Origin of the sequence: Ferrimonas lipolytica (assembly GCF_012295575.1) — a bacterium.
Classification (GTDB): Bacteria; Pseudomonadota; Gammaproteobacteria; order Enterobacterales; family Shewanellaceae; genus Ferrimonas; species Ferrimonas lipolytica.
Map to the genome: position 1 here is coordinate 3,096,551 of NZ_CP051180.1, position 20,948 is coordinate 3,117,498.

The following is a 20,948-nucleotide window of genomic DNA, read 5'->3' on the forward strand; positions in this document are numbered from 1 at the left end:
GAACCTTACGTAATCAGTCAGGTATTATTGCGATCTGGATCTGAGTTTTGACAACGGTGCCGCAACTGAATAGTTGTGCGATACTGATAAGACTTTGATCTCATTAATGCGGCTCGATGGAAAACATAGAAGTTCGTGGTGCTCGTACCCACAACCTAAAAAACGTCAACCTTACTATCCCTCGCGACAAGATGACGGTGATTACCGGTCTGTCTGGTTCGGGTAAATCATCGCTGGCGTTCGACACGCTCTACGCGGAGGGTCAGCGGCGTTACGTTGAATCATTATCTGCCTACGCAAGGCAGTTTCTCTCCTTAATGGAAAAGCCTGATGTCGACCACATCGAGGGGCTGTCGCCGGCAATCTCCATCGAGCAGAAGTCGACCTCGCATAACCCGCGCTCTACCGTCGGAACCATTACTGAGATCTATGATTACCTGCGCTTACTCTACGCTCGCGTCGGTGAGCCTCGTTGCCCAACCCACCACGAGCCGTTAGCAGCGCAAACCGTTAGTCAGATGGTAGATAAGGTGTTGAACCTACCCCAAGGCAGCAAACAGATGTTGCTGGCACCGGTCATCAACGACCGTAAAGGTGAACACCTTAAGTTATTAGAAAGCTTGGCTGCGCAAGGTTATATCCGCGCCCGTATTGATGGCGAAGTGTGCGATCTGTCCGATCCACCTACGCTTGAGCTACACGTTAAGCACACCATCGAGGTAGTGATCGATCGGTTTAAGGTGCGTGATGATCTCCACCAACGTTTGGCCGAGTCATTTGAAACCGCACTAGAGATGTCAGGTGGGGTCGCCACGGTGGCATCAATGGATGACGATGGTAGCGAACCGCTGCTGTTCTCAGCTAACTTCGCCTGCCCAATCTGTGGTTACTCAATGGCCGAGCTAGAGCCACGGATATTTTCGTTCAACAACCCTGCCGGTGCCTGCGCCACCTGTGATGGTCTTGGTATTCAGCAGTTCTTCGATGAAGAGCGAGTGGTTACAAACTCTGATCTATCTCTGGCAGGCGGGTGTATTCGCGGTTGGGACCGGCGCAACTTCTACTACTACCAGATGCTATTGAGTTTGGCTGAGCACTACAGCTTCGATATTGAAACACCGTGGCATGAGTTGCCAAAGAAGATCCAAAAATTGGTGTTAGAGGGCTCTGGGCGCGAAAGCATCAGCTTTAAATACAACAACGACCGTGGCGATACGGTGATCCGCAAACACCCGTTTGAGGGCATTCTCAATAACCTCAACCGCCGCTACAAAGACACCGAATCCAACACTGTGCGTGAAGAGTTATCGAAATACATTTCGACCAGCTCCTGTCGCAGTTGTGGTGGTTCCCGCCTGCGCGAGGAAGCCCGCAACGTCTTTGTTGGTGAAACCCCACTGCCACAGTTAACTGAGTGGTCAATTGGCGCCGCCAGCGATTGGTTTGCCGCATTAGAGTTCGAAGGGCAAAAGGCCAAGATTGCCGACAAAATCTTAAAAGAGATCCAAGACCGCTTGGGTTTCTTGGTTAACGTTGGCTTGAACTACCTCACCCTCTCCCGTTCGGCGGACACCCTCTCTGGCGGTGAGGCACAGCGTATTCGCTTAGCCAGTCAGATTGGTGCCGGCTTAGTCGGGGTAATGTATGTCTTAGACGAACCCTCTATTGGTCTGCATCAGCGCGATAATGAGCGCTTACTTGGCACCCTCGAACATCTGCGCGATTTGGGCAACACCGTGCTGGTGGTTGAGCACGACGAAGACGCCATCCGCGCCGCCGATCATATCATCGACATTGGCCCTGGCGCTGGGGTTCACGGTGGTGAGGTGGTGGCCGAAGGTAGCTTGCAAGATATCCTCGCAAGTGAGGAATCACTTACTGGCCAATACCTATCTGGCCGTAAACAGATTGAGATCCCCGCGGCGCGAACGCCGAATAACCCAGAGCAACAGATCAAGCTATTTGGCGCCAGTGGTAACAACCTAAAGAATGTCGATCTGAGCATCCCTTGTGGTTTGATGACCTGCGTAACTGGTGTTTCCGGTTCCGGTAAGTCGACGCTAATTAACGATACGTTCTACAAGATTGCCCATATCGATCTCAATGGCGCCACCGTCGATGAACCAGCGCCTTACAACAAGATAGAGGGGATGGATTTATGCGACAAAGTGGTCGACATCGATCAAAGCCCGATTGGTCGTACCCCGCGCTCCAACCCCGCCACCTACACGGGGATCTTCACCCCAATTCGAGAACTGTTTGCCGCCACCCATGAATCGCGCTCCCGCGGTTACAAACCGGGTCGGTTCTCGTTCAACGTTAAAGGCGGTCGTTGTGAAGCCTGTCAGGGCGATGGCGTGATTAAGGTAGAGATGCATTTCCTACCAGATGTGTACGTGCCTTGTGACCAATGTAAGGGCAAACGCTACAACCGCGAGACCCTTGAGGTGATGTATAAAGGCAAGTCGATTCATCAAGTGTTAGAGATGACAGTTGAAGAGGCCAATGAGTTCTTCCAACCAGTGCCAGCCATTGCCCGCAAGCTCAGTACCCTAATGGATGTTGGCCTGTCGTACATCCGCTTAGGTCAAGCGGCAACCACCCTCTCCGGCGGTGAGGCGCAACGAGTTAAGCTGGCGAAAGAGCTGTCAAAACGCGATACCGGTAAAACCCTCTACATTTTGGATGAGCCAACCACTGGCCTGCACTTTAAAGATATCCAAATGTTGTTGGACGTACTGCATCGGCTGCGTGATCATGGCAATACTGTAGTGGTAATTGAACACAACCTCGATGTGATAAAAACCGCCGACTGGATCGTCGATTTAGGCCCAGAAGGTGGCTCCGGCGGCGGCCAGATCTTAGTAACTGGCACCCCAGAGGAAGTAGCCGAGTGTAAAGAGTCTCATACCGCACGATTCTTAAAGCCGCTGCTTAGGGGCTAATAACTGCAGGCTATCCAATGCGAACAACAACGGCGCCTTTAGGCGCCGTTGTTGTAGCTGCTGTAATAGTTACCACCAACGCGGCAATGCAAACATTAGCACTAGTGAAATCCATTCAACCAAGGGCAATTTCAGCGCTAATTTTATCGCACTGTTGCAAGCCATTTAGTCGCTGACAAAATTTGCAGCTTTTATTCTGTTGATAATACTTATCAAAAAATAAGTTTATTTTATCCGCTAGTTGACGTAGCTCGCTGGCAGTAAACCGTTGGATCCATTTATATTTATTTAATTGGCCACACAGTAAGTTAAAAAAAGTCTCGTCGTGTTTACCTAAATATTTTTCATCCATTAGGCCGCTTTCAAAGCTCGACAATATACCCGCTAAGAAAAAGTAGATTGATTGGGTAACTTCTAAAACTTTATCTGCAGGCTCCAGTAATATCTGTTGCTGTTGCGCCTGCTCAATGTGGTAGTAGTTGCGATGCCAAAATAGGTTTACTCGCTGCCGGAACGCATTGACCTTATCATCACTGGCAAGCTGCCAGCAGAGGCTGTTAATCGATACACTACGCAAGGTGTTAAAGGTCGGACTTCGTTGCACTGCGACAAACGAGAACACCGCTGCAAATGCCGCCAGCAACCTTGGCTCTATATCTTTGTTTTTCTCTAAAAAAACCGGCATAAAATTGGAAGTGCAATTGCGTAAAAACAGGCACACTAGAACATCTTCTTTAGACTTAAAGTGTTTATACAGCACGTGATTAGAGCAACTGGCCAGTTTTGCCATTTCAGCGAATCGAAATGACACCAACCCATTCTCGTCGACTAAATCTTCAGCCGCATTCAATAGTTGATCACAATGTAAACGTTCACTGTTGGTATTAGGACAGCGCATATTGTTACCCCAATAAAACCTTAACTTTGTCAGTTTAATTTGTTGTTGTCTTGTCACAAACATTATTTATGAGACATCACCAAATAATTATTTCAAACCGCTACCACAAACATTTTTTCTAACCAAATATCAGTGTGACACACTTCACAATAGCACCGGGGGTGTTTACCCCAAGATGAATATGAATTAACTAATAGTGAGAATACTCATGACAGACAGACGTTCATTTCTAAAATTCGGCGCAGGTGCTGCCGCAGCAGGCGCACTGTTTCCAATCTCTAGCCAAGCCAGCAATGGCGACACCAAATGGGACCAAGAGTACGACATTATTATTGTCGGCTCTGGCTTCGCCGGCCTTGCCGCTGCAGTGGAAGCTAAGCGCCTTAATGCCAAGTCAGTAGTGGTATTTGAGAAGATGGGGGTTTACGGCGGCAACAGCACCCTCAATGCAGGCCAATCCTGCTTTGCTGGCACCGAGCTGCAAACTAAGTTAGGCATTACCGACAGTGCTGAGCTGATGGTAAAGGATCAGCTTAAAGCCGGTCGAGGCATCGCCAGCGAATCGCTATTACGCCACAGTGCCGAACTTGGCCCTTACGTCTATCAAATGACTCAAGATTGCGGCGTAAAATACCGTGATCACATCATCACCACCGGCGGCACCAGTGCCACCCGTAGTCACCAAACCATCGAGCGCTCTGGTGCTGGCTTTATCCAACCAATGCTTAAAACCGCACGAGAACTTGGGGTGGAAACCCACAACCGCCATAAGTTTGAACACCTAATCCGCAACGACAACGGCGATGTACTTGGGGTTCAGATCCGTCGTGGTTACCACTTTGGCCATGAAGACAGTGGCGAGCTGATCAATGTTCGCTGTAACAAAGGGGTGTTAATCGCCACCGGTGGTTTTGGTTTCAACGTTAACTTCCGCATGGCTCAAGACCCAACCTTAACTGCCGAAGTAGGCTGTACCAATGCTAAAGGGGCTACCGGCGATGGGCTTATTGAGATGTTGGCTGCTGGCGCGACCCCGGTGCACTTAGCCCATATCCAATCTGGTCCATGGGCCTCCCCTGATGAAGGTGGCTTTGGCTACGGTGCAGGTTTCTCGCTGTATAACTTCCCCCATTCAATCGCCATCGATCGTAATACCGGTCAGCGCTTTATGAATGAGATTGCTGACCGTAAAACCCGTGCTGATCTCGAACTGCAACGCCGCGACAAAGATGGCAATCCACAACCGGCACTATTGATTGCACCGAAGGCCGAAGCACAAAAAGATCCATCAATGAAGAAAGTACTGAAGTACAACGTCGCCTGGGAGTTCGACTCCGTAGAGGCGATTGCTGCTCACTTTAAGGTGCCGTTGAAACCGCTGCAGCAACAGATAAAGGATTGGAACGGCTACGTAGCGAATGGCACCGATCCACAGTTTGGTAAACGTATGGATGCCGGCCGAGGCATCAAACTTACCGCCCCATTTATCGTGCAACGATTATGGCCAAAGGTGCACTACTGTCAGGGCGGAATTCAAATCAATACCAAGGCTGAAGTAATGGCTGCAAAAACCGGTGTACCAATTAAAGGTCTTTATGCCGCAGGGGAAGTAACCGGTGGGATCCACGGTGTCAGCCGTTTAGGAGGCTGCTCTACACCAGAGTGTTTGGCTTTTGGCATCACTGCCGCTCGTTCAATGATGGAGGCATAATCATGAAATCATTAACTGCATTATTACTGGGCTTAGTGTTGTCTACTAGCGCATATGCCCAACAAAACCAACAACCTCATCATGAGATGGCTTACGAGTCTGGCTGTGAAAGCTGTCATGACCAAGGCATGGATCGTTTTCCAAGTGACCAAGCCTGCCTGCAGTGTCACGACGTAGATGACCTAGCGGAACAAACCGCTCGGGAAGGCGAAGACGCGAAACAAAACCCTCACGACAGCATGCATTACGGTAAGGAAGCGCCGTGTCAGGATTGTCACGGTGAGCACTCGCCGAAAAAAGCATTGTGCCAAGAGTGTCATAACTTCAATTATCCTAAGTTCAACGATTAAGGTAAGCATTGAAAATACAACGGCACCTTGAGGTGCCGTTTTTGTCTCTGCATCAAAGATCCCTCCGCCGGCTTAGCCAACCATGCCGCCCAACATTGGCCACAGTGACAGCACCAGTAACAATGCCATGGTCCTATTAAATATCCGCAAGCGCCGTTCATTCGTTAACACCCGTTGCAGTTGCTGCCCCAATATTGTCCATAAGCTAATTGAAGGGAGGTTTACCACGCCATAAACCAAAGCGATGATGCCGATGGAGCTGAGTTCCCGATTGGGGGCGTATAGGCTGATAGCACCAATTGCCATCGCCCACGCTTTGGGATTAACCCATTGAAACATTGCTGCTTGAATGAAGCTTATCGGCTTACTGGTGCTCACCTCATCCAGTTTGGGGGCACTGGCCGTCGCTATCTTATAAGCGAGGAATACCATATAACTGCCACTGCCGTACTTGAGTAAGGTGTTACTCAACGGGTAACGCTCAAACAACTGCATGATCCCAATACCAACCATCAACACCATCACGCTGAAGCCGATAGCAACCCCGAGCAAATGGGGAATACTGCGACGTACCCCCCAGTTAGCTCCAGAAGCCAATAACATCATGTTGTTCGGTCCCGGTGTGATGGTGGACACCAACGCAAACATCATCAGTGCCGCCAAGATATCCAATGACATTGTGACCGCCTCTCCCCGTTACAATAGGCTGTGTACCAAGTAAGCGTTGTTCATTCCAATACTGTCAAAGCACAGGCTAGGCTGGCTCAGGCACAAAGAGTAAGGCGACATAGCCTTCAATAACGGCGCTAAAGTTGCTCCTCTATCGGCAGTAGTTCCACTAACTTCATCATCAGCGCGTCACCCCAACCAACATTTGGCTCCGAACATTGTTGCTCAAAGTTATTGTTATCTATCCAAAACCAACAGGTTGCGGCCTGCTGATGATGGAGCCGATATGCTGACTTTTGAGTCATTAACCCCAACAACTGCTTGGCTAATTGCTGCGCCAAAATAGGATCGTCAACCACCACCCCCATCTCGGTATTGAGCAACTGTGAACGCGGATCGAGATTGGCAGTGCCGATATAAACCCAACGGCGATCATACACCGCGACCTTGGCGTGCAAACCTAACTCAACTCCTCGTTTTGATTGAGGTTGGGTGAGGCTGCCCGGCGCGGAGTCGGTACGTAACTCATATACTTTGGTTCCGGTTGCTAATACCTGTTCGCGAATATTGGCATACCCATAATGTGCAGCAGCAACATCGTTGGTGCGAAGGCTATTGGTTAACACCTTCACTTCCACCCCGCGTTGGTTTAACTGGCTAAGTCCGTCAACCATGATGGTTCCGGGAATAAAATAGGGCGAACTGATCAGTATTTCATGCTCTGCATTGGCACCCAGTTGAGTCAGCAGCTCAATCACTGCCAACGGCTCGAGTTGCTGCTCTAAATCTTTACGGGGCGGATCCGCCGTCACCGTGGCGTGGCTCCAGCGCAATAAACTCGGGATGGTCTCGACTTGAGCTAACAACTGCTGCCGATCCATCTCAATAGTGTAAGGGGCGGTAGGATAACCTTGCATCCGTTGCTGCAGCACTTGCTCAATCTCCGCCGCCGAGAGGATCTCAAGCTCACCACTGAAAGGGTCAAAGCTGCGAATACTATCGATACTGACCGCCCAGTCAGAGTTCCAATAGCGATCGAAACTGTTGGAGAGATCGTGCACCACAGGGCCGACCGCAAACATATCAATATCGACGAAATTTTTACGGTCGCTAAGACCAAAATACTCATCGCCGATATTACGGCCGCCAGTTATCGCCAGTTGATTATCGGCCACCATCAGCTTGTTATGCATGCGGTGATTTAAGCGGCCAAACTCACCAAAGAACGCCAAGGTTCGGGCAAAACTGCCTGAGCGACGTTTGCCGTAAGGGTTATACAGTTTGATTTCAATGTTTGGGTGGTTGGCGATTCGAGCAAGATCCGCATCCGCCGTAAGCACGGTGTAATCATCCAGCAGTGTTCGGACCCGCACACCACGCTCGGCCGCCCGATAAATGGCACTGAGCAGCGCCACCCCACTGAGATCGTCGTGCCAGATGTAATACTGCATATCGAGGCTGTGTTCAGCCACATTTGCCATCGCTAAACGGCTTTGTAATGCTTGTTGCGCCTCGCTGATTATAGCGAAACCGGATTGGCCGGAGTGTTGTTGCAGTGAGGCTGCCAACACATCTTTCAGATGGCTAGGCTGGTGTTGATTGCGAGCAAAACTAGGTTGAGCATGCTGCTCAATAGGTATGCTGCTACAGCCAACAGTAAGCAGCACTCCAGACAGCAGCATTAGTACATTTAAAATCCGTTTCATGGCAGTAGCTTAACGAGATAGTTAACGCCATAGTAGCCAGAATTAGCCGTAATTCACAGCGAACGCACGAGGGTAATCACCGCATCAACATCGTCATTATCGTTGTACCAATGAGGGGATAATCGCACCCCCAACGGCCGTTCATCGGCATGGATTTGAGCCGCTGGTAACGCCGCAACCAAGTGCGAGTGCCCGCGGCCAAGATGCACCACTACGGTACCACTGCGTTGGCTCGGGACATGGGGCGACACGACCCTAGCGCCAAGTGCATCAATCAGCTGCTGTTGCAGCTGAAGGTTATGCGCTCGGATCCGCGATATACCAATGGAGTTGAAGTATTCAATGCTGGCGGCAGCAATCACAAACGGCAGTACCGATGGCGTTCCTCCCCAAAACCGGAGCGCTTCATCGTGATAACGAAAGTTGTGGATATCAAACTCAAACGGGTTCTGATGAGAGAACCAGCCCACGTCCTTAGGTTGACACTGTGGCAACAACTGCGGCCTAATCCACATAAACCCAGCCCCTGTGCCAGCGCACAGCCATTTAAGGCAAGAGCCAAACATCAGATCAACCCCTAAGGCGCTAACATCAATTGGAATCACCCCCGCGGTTTGCGCCACATCGATAGCGGTAAGGATCCCTTTGGCCTGAGCCATCGCCGTGACCTCAGCTAACGGTGCCTGCACTCCGGAATTGGAAAAACCGTGACTGATCCACACCAGCGCCAACTCATCGTCGAGATATTTACGCCACACCTGCGGATCGGCAACATCCTCGCCCTTTGGGATAAAGCGGATCTGTGCAGTGCCCAATGGCAGCGCTTGCTGCAACGCAAAGCCAATGCTGGGGAAGTCACATTCGCTCAGCAATACAGGCTTACCTGCTTGCAGTGCTGGTAACGCCATCGCCACCTTAACCAAGCCGCTGCTGACGTTACTTTGCGGGCAAAAGCCGGCAACATCAGCATTAAACAATGTCGCTAGCGCGCTCCGAAAGCGCTCAATCTGCCCCAACCATTCGCCCCAAGGGTCGCTATTATCACCACCCCATGGCTGCAAATAATGCTGTTGAATAGTCGCTGCCGTGCGCCGCAGCGGTCGCCCAGCAGAGTGGCTGCCAAAGTAGTAGCCGCAAGGTAATAGGAAGTCGTCTCGATTCATTAATCCTCCCCTAAAGTTCGACGAAGGAGTGACAATTCACGGTAACTGGTTACGATGTCATCGCGCTGATAGCCCGCCCGTCGGTCGCGTAGATCCGTTAGGGATTGCAACAGCCCAGCCAGCTGAGGTCCGCTGGCAGTCAGTTGCTGCAAATGCTGCTGCTCCATCTGTGCCGCTGGCTGCACTATGTAGCGCTGCACCAGCTGCTGGTGATGCTGATTGGCAATCTCGCCATGCAACTGACATAACTTTAAAAACGCCTGCAAGTGCTGTTGATACCACCGGCTGTGGTGCTGCTTAGGAGCAACCTCTAAGAACTCGGTCATCAGGCTTTGCTGACGCATGCAGTCACGTAGAATGCGTTGCTCTTGCGGCATCATATAGAGGAATTTCTCTACCAGCATGCGGCCATAGGCTGGCTCATTGGCTTTGCACAGCCCTAACAGCATATCGATGACGTTGATACCGGCGAAGTCCCCAGCATTGGCACCGCGATAGACTTGGCTACCTACATGGTGGGGCTTGTAATAGGGTCGAACCCCATAAAAAAAATCATCCGGGTCAAGCTGAGTAAACAGCGTGTCATTGCTGTGGTAAACCTCTTCTAAGGCATGCTTGGCGGCATCAAAGAGGTTAAGACTAATCGGGTGGGAGATCCCCAACGACAACACTTTCAACAAGGCTTCGGCAGCGCGCTTAAACGCTAAAATACCCTTGCTGTTGTAATCAATAAAACACTGCTCGGCAGCAAGATTAGTGAAGCGTTTGTAGTGACCATTAACGGCGCGATTATGGGTACAAAGATGGGCTGTTGCGAAACGAGGCACCACCCCAATAGAGGCGGCGATATGCATTGCAAGTGCTGAGGCTTCCGCCTGTGGCGATGTACGATCGTTATCGGGGTCGGAAAGCCCGTGGCGTCGACACGCCGCCAAATAGAGGCCGACGTTGCCGAGCAGATCAAACGCTTGCTCAAAGCCTTCATCGGTATTACCTTGCGCCAACAGTAACTTGGTGTGCTCACAACCAACGGCTTCCAGCTGTGCTTTAACCTCATCCCCGACACCAACCACATTAGCGCGGTCCTGCTGCTGCCGGTAACGCCGTTCAAGCTCGCTGTTTAATTCAATAAAATCTGTGCGGATCCAATCATCAAACGCTGCAACTGTATCGTTCATACCACTACTCCGAGTGCTGCTGTTACCCCAGCATTGCAGTGTCCGCCTATTTTGGCTATCGACTCGATTGGCTTTGAACTGAACTCAGCGGCAAGAACTGATAACGGAACTGTTCACTATTGTTGCCAACAACTACAGTTGCGCGGGGATAATGACATAACGATCGCTGCCTGTAATAGCCGCATACCAAACCCCGGCAGCAACGGCGAACTCGACCCCATCGATAACCACCTGTTGGTGTTGTGGCGGGAGCTCGGCAACGACCTTACCCAGTGCTGATGCGCTGTTCCCGGCACTGCTATTTTTGCCAAAGCCACCGGTGTTGATAACGATTTTATTGTCTGGATGAGGCGGTGGCACAAACAGGTAGCTGTTGCCGGATTGCTGGTAGTAAAAGCCATCAATGATAGCGTAGCTGATCCCGCGCACCACTTCATAGCGAACCAAGTCTGGTAGGTGGTGACGATCATAGCCAAAGTGCGGCGGCTTATGGCTTGGCGGACGGTGGGGTGACTTACTCAACCCAGCTTGCGCAGCTGTCGCCGCTACTGGTGCTAGCGCCAAAGTAAACGAGATAAGTAATGCCAGTGGCCGTAACAACAAGCCCAACGACGATATCGACATAGGTGCCTCCTACTTCATTGAGCCTATTATAAAACAACCGCCAAGGGGTCTTGGCGGTTGCAGTTCGTGTGGTGGATCAGTAGTTGCCGCGCTTGATCCCCATCTCCCAAAACTGATGCGATAACTCCGCTTGTTTTGCTGCTAAGCGTGCCATATTTCGGCCTTTTTGCACTGTGTCTTGCGCCTGTTGATGGCTGTCGTGAGCTAAATCGGTGACCGTCTGAATCGCCTCAGAAATATCTTTGGTTACCACTCGCTGTTGATGCATCGCAGTGGCAATTTGCTCGCTCATTTCATCAATTTTACTAACCGCAGAGGTGAGTTCATTAAAGGCTCGATCTGCTTCTTTGGTCATATCAACTGACTTCGCCGCCGCCGCTTGACCATCGCTCATCGCCGCAGCTGCGGTATGGCTAGTTAACTGAAATTTACCGATGATTTTCTCAATCTCGACTGTTGATTCGGCAGTACGCTGCGCTAGGCTCCGCACTTCATCGGCAACCACCGCAAAGCCACGGCCAGACTCCCCTGCTCGTGCCGCTTCAATGGCCGCGTTAAGTGCCAATAGATTGGTTTGATCAGCAATACCACGGATCACATCCAACACCTGGCCAATCGACTGGCTATCGCGCTCGATAGTCGCAACTGAGCCGGCAATTTCAGCCACTTCTTTACTTAACGCTTCAATCGATTCAGTTACTTGGTTAAGAACGGTGCTGCCCTGAGCCGCAATGGTTTTGCTGTCTTTCAGTGCTTCAGCAACCGCATGGGCGTTATCGGCTACTTCACTAAAGCTAACGGTCATCTCTTCCACCGCCGTTGCTGCTGTCGCAGTCTGAGCCGATTGCTGCTCGGTGCGGAGTTGGGTTTGATCAACGGTGTGGTTAAGTTGGTCACCAAGGCTTTGCAACGAGTTAGCGGAATCGGCCACGCGCCCCATCACCCCACCAAGCTCAGAGCTGAGGAAGGTCATGGCGAGTTCAAGTTGGCCAAGTTCATCCCTACGTCCGGTAAAGACCGCTTTGGCCAGTGGCTCGTCAATGATCTGCTTGGAACGGTTAACCATGTTGCGCAACGGTTGGAGCAGCCAAGCGACCAAAGCCAAGGTAAGCAACGCCCCAGCGACACTGCCCCAAACCGGCAGCAATGACGCAAGGTAGCCGGTAACAGCAGCACCAAAACCGGCAGCTAACATCACTCGACCGATAAAGCCAACACGAGCCGGACGCAGTGCCGCTGGCTTTTTACCTTGATTAAGCTGTTGGTAAAGCGCTTCCGCGCGTTCAACGTGCTGACGCTGAGGCCGCCGGCGAACCGATTGATACTCATGGATCTGACCGTTTTCCAGCACCGGGTTAACGTAGGCATTAACCCAATAATGGTCGCCATTGGCACAACGATTTTTCACTACCCCAAACCAAGGCTCACCGCCTTTGATAGTGGCCCACAGTGACTCAAATGCCTCTTTAGGCATATCCGGATGGCGCAACATGTTGTGCGCTTGCCCTCGCAGTTCTTGCTGCGAATAACCACTGACGTCGCTAAAGTCTTGGTTGGAGAACTTAATAACGCCATCAACATCCGTGGTCGAGATGATGATGCTGTCTTCTGGATACACCCGCTCTTTCTGCGTAACGGTTTGGTTTCGGTAGTTACTGCTTTCCATTGTGCCAATTATCCCTGCATCTTAGAAACTGTAATCTACCCTAAAAACCCTTAAAGAAAAGTGGCGATAGTTACTTAATCATCCGAAAAAATAGCTTTTTTGATGTTAATTCAATCCAGATCGCACTCCGAGCGCATGACAAATAGCGTAAGAAAGTTCGGCACGATTCAGGGTGTAGAAATGGAAATCCGAAACCCCTTCCTTAGCCAACACCTTACTCATTTCAATCGCTACATTGGCACCAACCAACTTCCGAGTGGCCGCATCGTCTTCCAAACCATCAAACATGTGATGAAGCCAGTTTGGCACTCGCACCTTGGCAAACTGGGAAAACTTGAGCAGCTGTTGATAGTTGGTGACCGGTAAGATCCCCGGCACAATTTCGACATCAATGCCGGTTGCGGCACAGCGGTCCCTAAAGCGCAGGTACGCCTCAATATCGAAAAAGAACTGGGTGATTGCCCGAGTGGCACCGGCATCAACCTTGCGCTTGAGGTTAACTAGATCCGACTGCCCACAAGAGGCTTCTGGGTGCACTTCAGGATAGGCCGCTACTGAGATCTCAAAGTCGTGCTCCTGTTTGAGCAAACGCACCAAGTCAGCAGCATAACGATTCGGGTTTGGTTGCCCGTCCGGCACGTCTCCACGCAGCGCCACAATATGACGCACCCCTTGCTGCCAATACTGCCGGGCTAACTGGCGCAGCTCCTCGTCACTGGCATCCACCAGAGTAAGGTGCGGCGCAGCTTGCAAGTCTGTTTGTTGATGAATGCGTTCAATCACGCTGTGGGTACGGTCGCGTACCCCAGAATTGGCACCGTAGGTAACCGATACAAATTTCGGCTTAAGTGGTGCCAAGCGCTCAATCGACTGCCACAGGGTTTGCTCCATCGTTTCTGAGTTCGGTGGGAAAAACTCAAACGAGACATTGATGTCTTTCAAGCTGCTTAGGCGCTCATTCAGCGCTTCAATTTGTTGGGCGTGATGAAATGACATGGTTCCCTCCGATTAATGCAATAGACGACGGCATATCGCCACCAAATCCGACTGTACCGCCGCTGCGGTAACTTCCCTTCCAGCCCCAGGGCCTTGGATCACCAAGCCATTAGGGTAGTGCTCACTGCGTAACAAGAATTGGTTATCCCCCGGTGGCAGGGTCGCTAATGAGTGATCCTGAGCCACAGCCGCGGTGCTAACCTTGGCTTTCACTTCGCCACCATGTTGCTCAAATGCGGCGATGTAACGCAGCGCCTGATTGTGCTGTTGTGCGCTGGCCAATGCTTGCGCCATCGGCTCATCAAGTTCATCAATACGGGCTAAGAACTGCTCCACTGTTAGGTTCTGCAGTTGTTCCGGTACCAATGACTCCAGCTCTACATCAACGAGCTCCAGCTCTAACCCTAATTCCCGTGCAACGATTAGTAACTTACGCTGCATATCCACGCCGGAGAGGTCGTCACGAGGGTCCGGCTCAGTAAAGCCCTTCGCTTTCGCCTCCAGCACCAGCTGTGAGAACGGTTTGCTGCCATCAAAATGGTGAAACAGCCAACTCAAGGTGCCCGAGAACACGCCATCAATTTGGCTGATGGTGTCGCCACTTCGGCGCAGATCGTCAATGGCATAAAACACCGGCAAGCCCGCGCCGACAGTAGCGTTATAACGCCAATAGAGGTGGCGCTTAGCAAGGCTCTTCTTTAAGTGCTGATAGAACCCTAATGGGCCACTGCCCGCTTGCTTATTGGCACTGATCAGGTGAATACCTTGCTCAAGCAACTGCGGATAGCCCAAGGCCAGATCGCCACTGGCGGTGATATCGAGCAGGATCAATTCATCGTATGGCAACGCCGCTGCCCGAGTGATGATCTCGCTCAATTGATAATCGCAACCGTGTTCGGCAAATCCTTGCTGCCACTGGGATACTTCAATCCCTTGCGGCTCTAGCCAAGCTCGGTTTTGGCCTAAAATGGCCACTAGGGTTAATTCCGCTTCAAGTTGGTCGCTGATCTGGCGCTGGTATTCAGCGAACTGTTGTAGCCAAGCACCGCCAATATTGCCCTTGCCCGCCACGATCAAACCAAAGGTTTTCAATGGTCCGGCACAGCGGCGATGCACTCTGGCAGTGAGATCCGCCACCTGCTCCATTGGCACTAGGGTTATCAACGCCAACTCGTCGGCTTGTAGAGGCCACGCACGACGACTGAGTAAACGAGCAAAAGCACCGCTCAGGCGTTGGGCATGGTTGCTGATTAAACCAACCAAGCCCAAACCACGCTCGACTCGGATCGGCTGCATAAACTGGCGCTCGAGTGCATCAGCGGCGGCACTGGCGTTCTCTTCAGTAACCACAATGGCGCGCTCTTGCAGATAGGACACTAATACCGCGATCCCCTGCTCTTCCAACGCTTCCGCGGCTTGGGCGGTAGCATCCGCATCACTTGGGCAATGCAGCACCACCACCGAATCAACACTGGTAATAACCGGCTCTGCCGTCGTTTCACCGGCTAGAATACGGGTATACGGCCGCTCTGGAGTAAAGCTCGAGCGCACCTGCAACGCCATCGCGTGTTGCTGCAACGGCTCTAAGGTCCGGCGGTGTAATACCGGTGAGCCTAACTGCGCTAAACGGTTCGCTTCCGCCAACGACAGTTGTTGCTGCAGTCGAGCATCGACCAGCAGGTTTGGATCAGCGTTAAAGACCCCCTCGACATCAGTCCAGATGGTGCAGCAGTCGGCTTGCGCAATGGCACCAATGGCGGTAGCAGAGTAATCGGAGCCGTTACGGCCCAGTAACTGCGCTTGTCCTTGCTCATTACAGGCGACATAACCGGTAATCACCAAGCGACTGCTGGGGTAACGGACACACAGCGCATTAAGTGCTTCGCGGCTACGGCGGTAATTCGGTTGTGATTGTTGATTAACCACCAAAAAATCACGTGCATCAATGGCATGGGCATTCACACCAAGCTGCCCCAACAGTGCCGCCAGCAAACGGCTAGACCACAGTTCACCTAACGCCTGAACTTGAGCACGATGATGGCTGGCATCCGCTAACCAAGCCGGTAGTTTATCGATATCTTTATTTAGCTTATCCGCCAGTTGCAAGGCCTCTGGCCCAAGCAAAAGACGTTCAATCAGCCCAAGTTGCAAACTCTGCAGGCGCGCCAGCTCGGCACTGTAGCTGCGGCCGTTGTGAGCCAAGCTAAGCAATTCAATCAGCTGATTAGTGGTTTTACCAGCGGCGGACACCACTACCAGATCGTCACTTTTTCCTTGGGTAAGCAGTATGTGCGCTACGCGCCGGTAACAATCCGCATCCGCTAAGCTCGAACCACCAAATTTATGCACACACCGAGATTGTTCAGACACGGGTACTACTCCTTTAAACCAATGCTTGTTGTAAGTCAGCGATAAGATCTTCTGTGGCTTCAATCCCCACCGAAAGGCGGATCAGAGTATCGCTTATCCCTGCTGTCGCCCGCGCTTCTGGCGCCATCGCCGCGTGAGTCATGGTCGCAGGGTGAGCCACCAGTGATTCCACTCCGCCGAGGCTTTCTGCCAATGAGAACAGCTCGAGCTTAGCCAAGAACTGCCGTACTTCCGCCTCACCACCGTTGAGTTCAAAGCTGAGCATGGCGCCGAAGCCCAGTTGCTGCTGTTGAGCCAATTGATGTTGTGGGTGAGAAGGCAAACCGGGGTAATTCACTTTGGCAATGGCTGGATGCGAATTGAGCAGCTCTGCTACGGCCTCAGCATTGCGCTGGTGTTGTTCAATCCGCAGCGGCAGGGTACGCAGGCCACGCAGAGTAAGAAATGAATCAAACGGTGCACCGGTGATCCCTAAACAATTGGCCCACCAAGCTAATTGCTCCGCCAGCTCAGTCGTGTTGGCGATTACAGCACCACCAACGACATCGGAATGGCCATTGATGTACTTAGTGGTCGAGTGAATAACAATGTCAGCCCCAAGACCGATAGGTTGCTGCAATACTGGCGATAAGAAGGTGTTATCTGCGACAACGAGAGCGCCGGCGTCGTGTGCTTGAGTTGCGATTTTAGCTACGTCCACCAAACGCAGTAATGGGTTAGACGGGGTTTCCAACCATACCAACTTGGGTTTCTGCGCTAATGCTTGTGCCAACGCTTGCTCATCGTTCTGATCGACCACCGCCAGTTTAAAGGCGCGCTTGGCTGCCAGTGAGGTAAACAAGCGATAGCTGCCACCGTAGCAATCGTGCGGAACCACGAGCAGATCATCTGGCCCCAGTAATGCCGTGCATAGAGTAATGGCCGACATACCTGTTGAGGTCACCACCGCGCCAGCACCGCCCTCAAGCTTCGCCAATGCCTCGGCTAACGTGGTGCGAGTAGGGTTACCACTGCGCGCATAGTCGTATTGGCGTGGCTCGCCAAAATCAGCAAAGGTGTAATTGCTAGATAAGTAAATTGGCGCAACGACAGCCCCGTGCTGAGTGTCCGTATCAATCCCTTCTCGGGCGGCGATGGTAGCAAATTGATGTTTACTCATCGGTGGCATCCTCCAACTTGATGCAACAGGTGACAAAATGATTATTTACATTATCTTCACACCAGTGGGGCGTCAAGATGTTTAGACGTCTAAACGTATAAAAGTGGAGATGGCAATTATTTGACTATAACTTTTAGAGCGTTAGAATTTGCACCGTAATCAAAATTTATAGGTGCATCGATGAGTATCGAGTGGAACGGCGAATACATCAGCCCATACGCCGAACACGGGAAGAAAAATGAACAGGTGAAGAAGATCACCGTTTCTATCCCATTAAAAGTATTGAAGATCCTTACCGACGAACGGACCCGCCGTCAGGTTAACAACTTGCGCCACGCCACCAACAGTGAGCTGCTGTGTGAAGCGTTTTTACACGCTTATACTGGCCAGCCGCTGCCAGTCGACGACGATCTTGGTAAAGATAAAACCGACAGCATTCCCGCTATCGCCCGCGAAATGATGGACGAAATGGGAATCGACTGGGAAAGCCTCGACGACTAAGTAGATATTAAGAAAAAAATCCGCTGCGGCGGATTTTTGTTTTGGGCACCCATAATTCACGTTGAAATAAACGCGGCAACGTCATACCCAAACACATTGGTACGATAAACCAATACAGTTCTGGTGCCGCCATTGATAATGATGCAATGGCCGGCCCAGGACAGATCCCAGCAATACCCCATCCAAGCCCGAACAACCCAGCACCACTAATCAACTTAAGATCAATCGAGTCGTGCAGTGGCAAGGCAAATTCTTGACCAAGCACGCTGCGTTGACGTGGTTTAATAAGCCATAGGTAACCCAGTGTAAAAACGCTGACACCACTCCCCATAACGAACATCAAATCAATGTCCCACGCGTCGTGCATATCCAAAAAACCCAACACCTTTTCCGGCATCGTCATTTGCGATATCACCATTGCCAACCCAAACAGTACACCGGCAATGAGGGTAATCAGCAGGTTCGCCAAATATTTATTCACCCTACACTCCCACCACATGGCGCAGAACAAATACGGTAACGATGGCAACGGACATAAAGGTTAACGTTGCCATGATAGATCGTCCTGAAAATCGACCAATACCACAGATCCCATGGCCACTGGTGCAACCGTTGCCAATGGTACTGCCGATGCCTACGAAAAGCCCTGCTAGTCCAAGTTGCCAAGGACTATTGGCATATTCTGTCGCAATACTTCCGCCAAAATAGCTAGCCCCCAGCCAACCACCAAAAATAAGCCCACAAAGGAACAATATCCGCCAAATGACATCGACAGTAGGTTTATTGAATAGGCCCCCTACAATGCCGCTGACCCCTGCAATTTTACCAGTGAACAACAGCAATAAGACGGCTGAAATCCCTAATAATAATCCACCAGTCACCGCATTTATCGACACAACCATATTTCCTCCAAGGTCAGTTATTGTCGTGCCAACAAAGTTAGCAAGCATTAATTTAGATTTATCTAATGCTATTGGGATTGATTGATTGTTGCAATGAAAAACAGCTCGGTATTTTCCGCAACCTTTACCAACTCCATGTTTACGTTCAGATAAACCGCTTGTTGTGACAATCAATCGCCCAAACTCATAGCTGACTCACCTTTTTTATAACCACGATTTGCCACACTGCGGCCATATGCTCTGAATTACCTATTCAGTGATGACTCCAAATTAACTTGCATTGGTATTGTTGATGATTAAAAAAGGCTTGTTAGCGCTATCTCTCGTAGCTGCATCGATGACGGCATCGGCGTCATTGGAAGGGATGAAACCTATTGTTGGACCAGATCAACCGCTGGGTTACCTGATCCACAACCCTTACGAAAATGCACCATTAACCGCACTGGTAACGTTGAACGGCCACAGCATTTCCGATGTCTCGGTTACCGTTCACGCGAAAGAGGGTGGCGTGCCAATCAGCTACCCGGTGGGCGATATTCGAATAATGGATGAAGGTGGGGTACCCATCTTTGGCCTCTACCCTAATCACATGAATACCTTCACCGTCACTTGGACCGAAGCTGGCGAACAGCGCAGCCACGACTACCAAATGCTCGCTCCAGCGGTAGATTTGGGCTACACCAATGATCAGTGGGCCCATACCCCACTAATCAAGCCAATAACGGTTGATCCCGACTTCAAGGATCGCCTGTACTTCATCAACTGGACCAAAGCCGACGGCAAGGTGGCGCAACTTAACCACAACAACATTGAAGGCCCAGGCACATTTAACTGGGATGGTGTTCCGGGCTTTATGATTGTCGATACCGCCGGCGATATCCGTTGGTACATGAATCCATACACTACCCATGATTCCAAAAGCTACGAAAACGCTGGCTACGCCATGGGCATGAACCTCACCGACAAAGGCAACATGGTGTGGGTGCAGGGGCAAGGTTGGAAGCAGATGACCTTGATGGGTCGCATGGTCAGCGAACACAGCTTGCCCGGCGACTTTATCGATGCCTCCCACGAAGGCATTCAGGTTGAAAACGGTAATATGCTGATTCGCGCCGCCCGCAAAAACTACCGCCGCGCAGATGGTAAGCTGGTTAATACCGTCCGCGATCAGATCATCGAAGTAGACATGAATGGTCAGCTGGTCGACTTTTGGGATCTCAATGAAATCCTTGACCCAATGCGCGATGCGGCGTTGATTTCACTCGATGCTGGCGCCGTTTGCCTAAACATCAACATCAACAAAGCTGGCCACCAAACCACCGCCGAAGAGGTTGCTAGTGCACCACTTGGGGATATCCACGGTATCGACGTTGGCCGTAACTGGGCCCACATCAACTCCATCGATTACGATCCTACCGATGACTCAATCATCATATCTTCACGCCACCAGTCTGCTGTAATTAAGATTGGTCGGGACAAAGAAGTTAAATGGATCCTATCCGCAGCCAAGGGCTGGAGTGAACAATACCAAGACAAACTGCTGCAACCGATTGGTGCCGATGGCAAAGCACTAAGCTGCACTATTCGCGGAGAGTGTAAGGACAGCGATTTCGAGTTTAGCTGGACCTCACACACCGCCTACAAGGTCGACGAGAAAGGCACCTGGACCGTATTTGATAACGGCGATGGCCGTAACTTGCGCCAACCCTTCTTTGCCAAAGAGAAATACTCCCGTGCAGTGGAGTACGACATCGACGAAACCAACATGACTGTGAAACAGTTGTGGGCTTACGGTAAAGATGAATTGAAATACGCCGGCTATTCGCCAGTAACCTCTATCGTTAAGTATCAGCAAGATAAAGACTCAATGATGAGCTACTTCGCGTCGGCAGGCTTATTTGGTGTCGGTGGTGGTTATGGCAACACCAAAATGGATGACACTACCGGCAAAGTGAAGTCTATCTTGGTTGAACACCGTTACGGTGAACAAGAGCCTGCGGTTCGTATCGACATCGACAGCCACCAGCTGTTTGCTACCGGATACCGCGCTCAGGTTATCCGTCCGGCAGATATGCTGAAGTAGGCTAGCTTCGCTTTCGATACATCATAA

The 20,948-nt window shown here is 51.1% G+C and carries 17 protein-coding genes; 5 read left to right on the forward strand and 12 right to left on the reverse strand.

The genetic code is table 11. The features are described 5' to 3' along the window. Positions 1 to 116: 116 nt before the first annotated feature. Positions 117 to 2,945 (forward strand): excinuclease ABC subunit UvrA, encoded by a 2,829-nt coding sequence (gene uvrA / locus HER31_RS14200; RefSeq protein ID WP_168661423.1) that lies wholly within the window; start codon positions 117 to 119, stop codon positions 2,943 to 2,945. A gap of 115 nt (positions 2,946 to 3,060) precedes the next feature. Here the strand turns inward: uvrA and HER31_RS14205 are convergent, their stop codons facing one another. After that, a complete protein-coding gene (locus HER31_RS14205) occupies positions 3,061 to 3,843 on the reverse strand; it encodes a TetR/AcrR family transcriptional regulator (protein ID WP_168661425.1) in 783 nt (260 codons plus the stop codon). Positions 3,844 to 4,051: 208 nt separating this feature from the next. On the opposite strand from HER31_RS14205, the gene HER31_RS14210 reads away from it, so the two are divergent. Continuing rightward, positions 4,052 to 5,554, forward strand: a complete 1,503-nt coding sequence (locus tag HER31_RS14210; protein ID WP_168661427.1) for a flavocytochrome c — start codon at positions 4,052 to 4,054, stop codon at positions 5,552 to 5,554. A gap of 2 nt (positions 5,555 to 5,556) precedes the next feature. Further along, entirely contained in the window at positions 5,557 to 5,904 is a 348-nt protein-coding gene (locus HER31_RS14215) for a cytochrome c3 family protein (RefSeq protein WP_168661429.1), read from the forward strand. Positions 5,905 to 5,976: 72 nt separating this feature from the next. On the opposite strand, the gene HER31_RS14220 is transcribed toward HER31_RS14215, so the two are convergent. The 9 genes from HER31_RS14220 to metB form a co-directional block, all read right to left on the reverse strand. Beyond that, positions 5,977 to 6,582 (reverse strand): LysE family translocator, encoded by a 606-nt coding sequence (locus tag HER31_RS14220; RefSeq protein ID WP_168661431.1) that lies wholly within the window; start codon positions 6,580 to 6,582, stop codon positions 5,977 to 5,979. 128 nt (positions 6,583 to 6,710) lie between these two features. After that, on the reverse strand, positions 6,711 to 8,279 hold the full coding sequence (locus tag HER31_RS14225; RefSeq protein ID WP_168661433.1) for a phospholipase D family protein: 1,569 nt from the start codon (positions 8,277 to 8,279) through the stop codon (positions 6,711 to 6,713). Positions 8,280 to 8,332: 53 nt separating this feature from the next. Then, the gene (locus tag HER31_RS14230) at positions 8,333 to 9,442 is read right to left on the reverse strand and encodes an aminotransferase class V-fold PLP-dependent enzyme (protein WP_168661435.1); all 1,110 of its coding nucleotides are present in this window, start codon (positions 9,440 to 9,442) and stop codon (positions 8,333 to 8,335) included. Then, the gene (locus HER31_RS14235; RefSeq protein ID WP_168661437.1) at positions 9,442 to 10,620 is read right to left on the reverse strand and encodes a PrnB family protein; all 1,179 of its coding nucleotides are present in this window, start codon (positions 10,618 to 10,620) and stop codon (positions 9,442 to 9,444) included. The genes HER31_RS14230 and HER31_RS14235 overlap by 1 nt, the downstream gene beginning before the upstream one ends. Positions 10,621 to 10,752: 132 nt before the next feature. Then, positions 10,753 to 11,244: a DUF6515 family protein gene (locus HER31_RS14240; RefSeq protein ID WP_168661439.1), complete on the reverse strand. Its 492-nt coding sequence runs from the start codon at positions 11,242 to 11,244 to the stop codon at positions 10,753 to 10,755. A 76-nt stretch (positions 11,245 to 11,320) separates the two neighbouring features. After that, complete coding sequence (locus HER31_RS14245; protein ID WP_168661441.1) at positions 11,321 to 12,910, reverse strand: methyl-accepting chemotaxis protein; 1,590 nt, start codon at positions 12,908 to 12,910, stop codon at positions 11,321 to 11,323. A 105-nt stretch (positions 12,911 to 13,015) separates the two neighbouring features. Continuing rightward, complete coding sequence (gene metF / locus HER31_RS14250; protein WP_168661443.1) at positions 13,016 to 13,906, reverse strand: methylenetetrahydrofolate reductase; 891 nt, start codon at positions 13,904 to 13,906, stop codon at positions 13,016 to 13,018. Between the two features lie 12 nt (positions 13,907 to 13,918). Continuing rightward, the gene (metL, locus tag HER31_RS14255) at positions 13,919 to 16,276 is read right to left on the reverse strand and encodes a bifunctional aspartate kinase/homoserine dehydrogenase II (protein WP_168661445.1); all 2,358 of its coding nucleotides are present in this window, start codon (positions 16,274 to 16,276) and stop codon (positions 13,919 to 13,921) included. Positions 16,277 to 16,289: 13 nt separating this feature from the next. After that, entirely contained in the window at positions 16,290 to 17,435 is a 1,146-nt protein-coding gene (gene metB / locus HER31_RS14260) for a cystathionine gamma-synthase (protein WP_168661447.1), read from the reverse strand. Positions 17,436 to 17,615: 180 nt separating this feature from the next. Between metB and metJ the strand changes: the two genes are divergently transcribed. Next, positions 17,616 to 17,936, forward strand: coding sequence for a met regulon transcriptional regulator MetJ (gene metJ / locus HER31_RS14265; protein WP_168661449.1), 321 nt, complete (start codon positions 17,616 to 17,618; stop codon positions 17,934 to 17,936). Between the two features lie 7 nt (positions 17,937 to 17,943). On the opposite strand, the gene HER31_RS14270 is transcribed toward metJ, so the two are convergent. Further along, positions 17,944 to 18,417: a YeeE/YedE family protein gene (locus HER31_RS14270; RefSeq protein WP_202983565.1), complete on the reverse strand. Its 474-nt coding sequence runs from the start codon at positions 18,415 to 18,417 to the stop codon at positions 17,944 to 17,946. Position 18,418: 1 nt separating this feature from the next. Continuing rightward, entirely contained in the window at positions 18,419 to 19,012 is a 594-nt protein-coding gene (locus HER31_RS14275; protein WP_238786837.1) for a YeeE/YedE family protein, read from the reverse strand. Positions 19,013 to 19,130: 118 nt separating this feature from the next. Here HER31_RS14275 and HER31_RS14280 point away from each other — a divergent pair, with 118 nt between their 5' ends. After that, positions 19,131 to 20,921, forward strand: a complete 1,791-nt coding sequence (locus tag HER31_RS14280) for an aryl-sulfate sulfotransferase (RefSeq protein ID WP_168661451.1) — start codon at positions 19,131 to 19,133, stop codon at positions 20,919 to 20,921. Positions 20,922 to 20,948: the final 27 nt, after the last annotated feature.

Coding starts and splice junctions, on each gene's coding strand:
- HER31_RS14205 (WP_168661425.1), bottom strand. CDS start 3,843: ATGCGCTGTCCTAATACCAACAGTGAACGTTTACATTGTGATCAACTA.
- HER31_RS14280 (WP_168661451.1), top strand. CDS start 19,131: ATGATTAAAAAAGGCTTGTTAGCGCTATCTCTCGTAGCTGCATCGATG.
- HER31_RS14235 (WP_168661437.1), bottom strand. CDS start 10,620: ATGAACGATACAGTTGCAGCGTTTGATGATTGGATCCGCACAGATTTT.
- uvrA (WP_168661423.1), top strand. CDS start 117: ATGGAAAACATAGAAGTTCGTGGTGCTCGTACCCACAACCTAAAAAAC.
- HER31_RS14210 (WP_168661427.1), top strand. CDS start 4,052: ATGACAGACAGACGTTCATTTCTAAAATTCGGCGCAGGTGCTGCCGCA.
- HER31_RS14230 (WP_168661435.1), bottom strand. CDS start 9,442: ATGAATCGAGACGACTTCCTATTACCTTGCGGCTACTACTTTGGCAGC.
- metB (WP_168661447.1), bottom strand. CDS start 17,435: ATGAGTAAACATCAATTTGCTACCATCGCCGCCCGAGAAGGGATTGAT.
- HER31_RS14245 (WP_168661441.1), bottom strand. CDS start 12,910: ATGGAAAGCAGTAACTACCGAAACCAAACCGTTACGCAGAAAGAGCGG.
- HER31_RS14240 (WP_168661439.1), bottom strand. CDS start 11,244: ATGTCGATATCGTCGTTGGGCTTGTTGTTACGGCCACTGGCATTACTT.
- HER31_RS14220 (WP_168661431.1), bottom strand. CDS start 6,582: ATGTCATTGGATATCTTGGCGGCACTGATGATGTTTGCGTTGGTGTCC.
- HER31_RS14225 (WP_168661433.1), bottom strand. CDS start 8,279: ATGAAACGGATTTTAAATGTACTAATGCTGCTGTCTGGAGTGCTGCTT.
- metJ (WP_168661449.1), top strand. CDS start 17,616: ATGAGTATCGAGTGGAACGGCGAATACATCAGCCCATACGCCGAACAC.
- HER31_RS14215 (WP_168661429.1), top strand. CDS start 5,557: ATGAAATCATTAACTGCATTATTACTGGGCTTAGTGTTGTCTACTAGC.
- metF (WP_168661443.1), bottom strand. CDS start 13,906: ATGTCATTTCATCACGCCCAACAAATTGAAGCGCTGAATGAGCGCCTA.